Here is a 3,114-nt window from a genome sequence, read left to right as displayed (position 1 = left end):
GTTTCGGTATGTATGCTTTCAAAATCACGGCCAGGGCCGGGGTTCCGCTGCTCTGTTTGGATTTGTCCGGGCCCCCCGGCGGGCGCCGGGGTGTTTGGCTAGGGGGCTAAACGCCCCGCGCCCCCGGCCTCCGCCGGGGCGACGGGACTATGCCATCCTGAGCAGCGTCACCCGGGCCTTGCCGTAGATTTTCTCCGCATCGATCGCGAACCCAGCCACCTCGACCTTTTCGTCGCGCGCGGTCTCGACGCTGACCCAGCTCGCCGGCCCGACCCAGCCGAGCCGCGCCATTTTGTCGAGCGCGACCGCCCCCGCGCCGGTGCCATAGGGCGGATCCATCAGGATCAGGTCGAGCGGCTGGCGCGTCGGCCCCAGCGCCAACACCGATTGCGCACGGACATCCGCCTTGGCGCCGAGCTTGGCGATATTCGCCCGGAGCGCGTCGAGTGCCGCCTTGTCCTGCTCGACGAACAGGCACGACGCGGCGCCGCGCGACAAGGCTTCGAGCCCGAGCGCGCCCGAGCCCGCGAACAGATCGGTGACGGCAAGATCCTCGAAGCTGCCGATCCGACTGGCGAGCATCGAGAACAGCGCCTCGCGCGTGCGATCGGCGGTCGGGCGCGTCGTGTCGCCCTTGGGCGCGACCAGTGGCCGGCCGCGCCATTGCCCGGCGATGATCCGCATCTAGCGCGGCTTTCGCGGCGGGCGCGGGCCGCCGCGTGGAGCGGTCGGGCCGCGGGAGGGTGATGTGCCGGACGGACGGGTAGGGCGGCCTTGTCCCGGGCCACGCGATGACGTGGTGCCGGACGACCGCGCGGGGCGTGCCGGACGCTCGGCGCGTTCGGGCCGCTCGGCGGTTTCGCGATCGCCACGGAAGGTGCGCGAGCGATCGGCCCTCGACCCGCTCGAGCGCACGGCCAGGGTGCCATCGGCGCGTTGGCGCGGACCGGCCTTGGCCTTGGCAGGACGCGCGGGTTTGCCTTGAGGTCCGGCAGCGGCGCTAGCCGAACGGGCACGTCGCGCGCCTTCAGGCTCGACGCGTTGCCGGGCCCCGGCGGACGACGAGGGCGCGCGGCGCTGCGATCCCGATGCCGCATCACCCGTGGCAGGACGGGGCCCGGACCGTCCCTCACCGCGCAGAACGGCAGGCGCGCGGCCGGCGCGGGCCGGTTGCGGCAAGTCCAGCCGCGTCGGGTTCTTCCGGAACGAATCGATGTCATGCGCGCGCACCTCGCCGACCGCGCCGACCGGCAGATCGCCCAGCACGAACGGCCCATAGCGCGTGCGGATCAGCCGGCTGACTTCCAGCCCGAGATATTCGAGCACGCGGCGGACTTCGCGATTCTTGCCCTCGGTCAGCTTGAGCTCGATCCAGACGTTGGCGCCGGTACGCCGCTCCATATTAGCGTCGATCGCGCCATAGCGGACGCCTTCGATCGCGACGCCTTCGCTCAACTCCTCGAGCTGCGCCTGGCTGACGTCGCCATAGGCACGCGCGCGATACACGCGCTCGACCCCGGTCGCGGGCAATTCGAGCTGGCGCTTCAGCCCGCCGTCGGTGGTCAGCAGCAACAATCCTTCGGTCGCGAGGTCGAGCCGCCCCACCGGCACCACGCGCGGCAGGCCCTTGGGCAAACGATCGTAAATCGTCGGCCGCCCCTTGGGATCGCGCTCGGTGACCAGCAGGCCCTTGGGCTTGTGGTAGAGGAACAGCCGCGCCGCCTCGGCTTCGCGTACGGCATGGCCGTCGACGGTCACGCCCGCGAGCGAGGTCAACAGCGTCGCCGGCGTCTCGATCACGGTGCCGTTCAGCGCCACGCGCCCTTCGGCGATCATGCGCTCTACCTCGCGGCGGGAAGCGATACCGGCGCGCGCCAACATTTTTGCGATTCGCTGGTCGTCGGGAGTCTTGGAGGAGGACATCGTCGCGCCAATATACCGATTGGCTGGGGAGAGGGGGAAAATTCGCACCCGATCCGTTGCCGGGCGTTCAGCGTTGTCGTCGTAACGACGCGCAGGGGCGAAACGATCTGCGCGCGAGTGGGTTTGATGTTCATGGTGTTCGGTCATCGCAAAAGAGTCATCACGCGCCTGCTCATCGTCGAGGACGAGCCGCTCGTCGCGTTCGACAACGAGCATTCGTTGATCGAGGAAGGGTTCGAAGTCGTCGCCACGGTCGACCGCGTCGCCGACGCGCTCGGGGTGCTGGCCAGCGATGCCGAGGTGCATCTCGTCCTTGCCGATATCAGCCTGGCCGACGGCAGCGGGATCGACGTCGCTCGCGCCGCGCATGCGCGGGGCGTGGCGGTGGTCTTCGTGACCGCCGATTGCCCGGAGGGCGGCCGCGCCTTCGCCCGCGGCTGCCTGGCCAAGCCCTATCGGCCGAGCGACCTGATCTCCGCGATCGCGGCGATCGACGGGCAGATCCAGGGCCGCCCCCGCCCACGCCGCCTTCCGCGCGGCTTTTCGCTATTCGATCAGGAAGCGACGGCCTGACAAGCAACGGCACAAGCTGCCCGTGCGGTCCATTGCCCAATAGTCCGTCGCCCCAGCGAAAGCTGGGGCCTCAAGCCGTATCGCGCCGTCTCTTGAGATCCCAGCTTTCGCTGGGATGACGGATGGGGTGGCGCCGAGTGACGTGCCGGTCTCTCGCTGGGATGACGGTGTCAGGCTTGATGCACCGCATCCTCGACGTCTATTCGCCCGACATGAGCGATGCTATCTTCGTTACGCCGATTGACGGTTGGGGCTATCACGACGCCATCGATGGCCTCCTCGCGCCCCGGTTCGCAGTCGACATCACCGAATCCGGCGCGCGAGTCGGGAGGGGAATCGCCGACTACCATATTCGCGGATGGCGCGGCACGGTGGTGTCACCATCTTCGAAATATCACGATATGGCGATTCGGATGACCCCACGTCATGTCGATTGGGACGGTATGGTCGTCGTCGAGATAACCGACGGGGACCGCGTGATGTTCAGCGGCATGGCTGAAACGACCGGACTGGAATGCACCTGGAAATGACCAATACGCTCAGCACAGCCGCTCCCTCGACCTACCGCATCCATGGCGCCACCGGCGACTGGGAAGTGATCATCGGGCTCGAGGTGCA

The 3,114-nt window shown here is 68.4% G+C and carries 4 protein-coding genes; 2 read left to right on the top strand and 2 right to left on the bottom strand.

Translation table 11 applies throughout. The features are described from left to right. Positions 1 to 147: 147 nt before the first annotated feature. Both rsmD and ACTHJR_RS16810 read right to left on the bottom strand, forming a co-directional pair. Positions 148 to 684 (bottom strand): 16S rRNA (guanine(966)-N(2))-methyltransferase RsmD, encoded by a 537-nt coding sequence (gene rsmD / locus ACTHJR_RS16815; RefSeq protein WP_440524427.1) that lies wholly within the window; start codon positions 682 to 684, stop codon positions 148 to 150. Further along, the gene (locus tag ACTHJR_RS16810; RefSeq protein ID WP_440524425.1) at positions 685 to 1,836 is read right to left on the bottom strand and encodes a pseudouridine synthase; all 1,152 of its coding nucleotides are present in this window, start codon (positions 1,834 to 1,836) and stop codon (positions 685 to 687) included. Between the two features lie 219 nt (positions 1,837 to 2,055). Here ACTHJR_RS16810 and ACTHJR_RS16805 point away from each other — a divergent pair, with 219 nt between their 5' ends. Then, positions 2,056 to 2,496, top strand: a complete 441-nt coding sequence (locus ACTHJR_RS16805; RefSeq protein ID WP_440524429.1) for a response regulator — start codon at positions 2,056 to 2,058, stop codon at positions 2,494 to 2,496. A 179-nt stretch (positions 2,497 to 2,675) separates the two neighbouring features. Beyond that, positions 2,676 to 3,026, top strand: a complete 351-nt coding sequence (locus ACTHJR_RS16800; RefSeq protein WP_440524423.1) for a hypothetical protein — start codon at positions 2,676 to 2,678, stop codon at positions 3,024 to 3,026. The last annotated feature ends 88 nt before the right edge of the window (positions 3,027 to 3,114 follow it).

The sequence above is a fragment of the Sphingomonas sp. genome, from assembly GCF_051962185.1.
Taxonomy (GTDB): Bacteria; Pseudomonadota; Alphaproteobacteria; order Sphingomonadales; family Sphingomonadaceae; genus Sphingomonas.
This window is presented reverse-complemented; position numbering and strand designations above follow the sequence as displayed.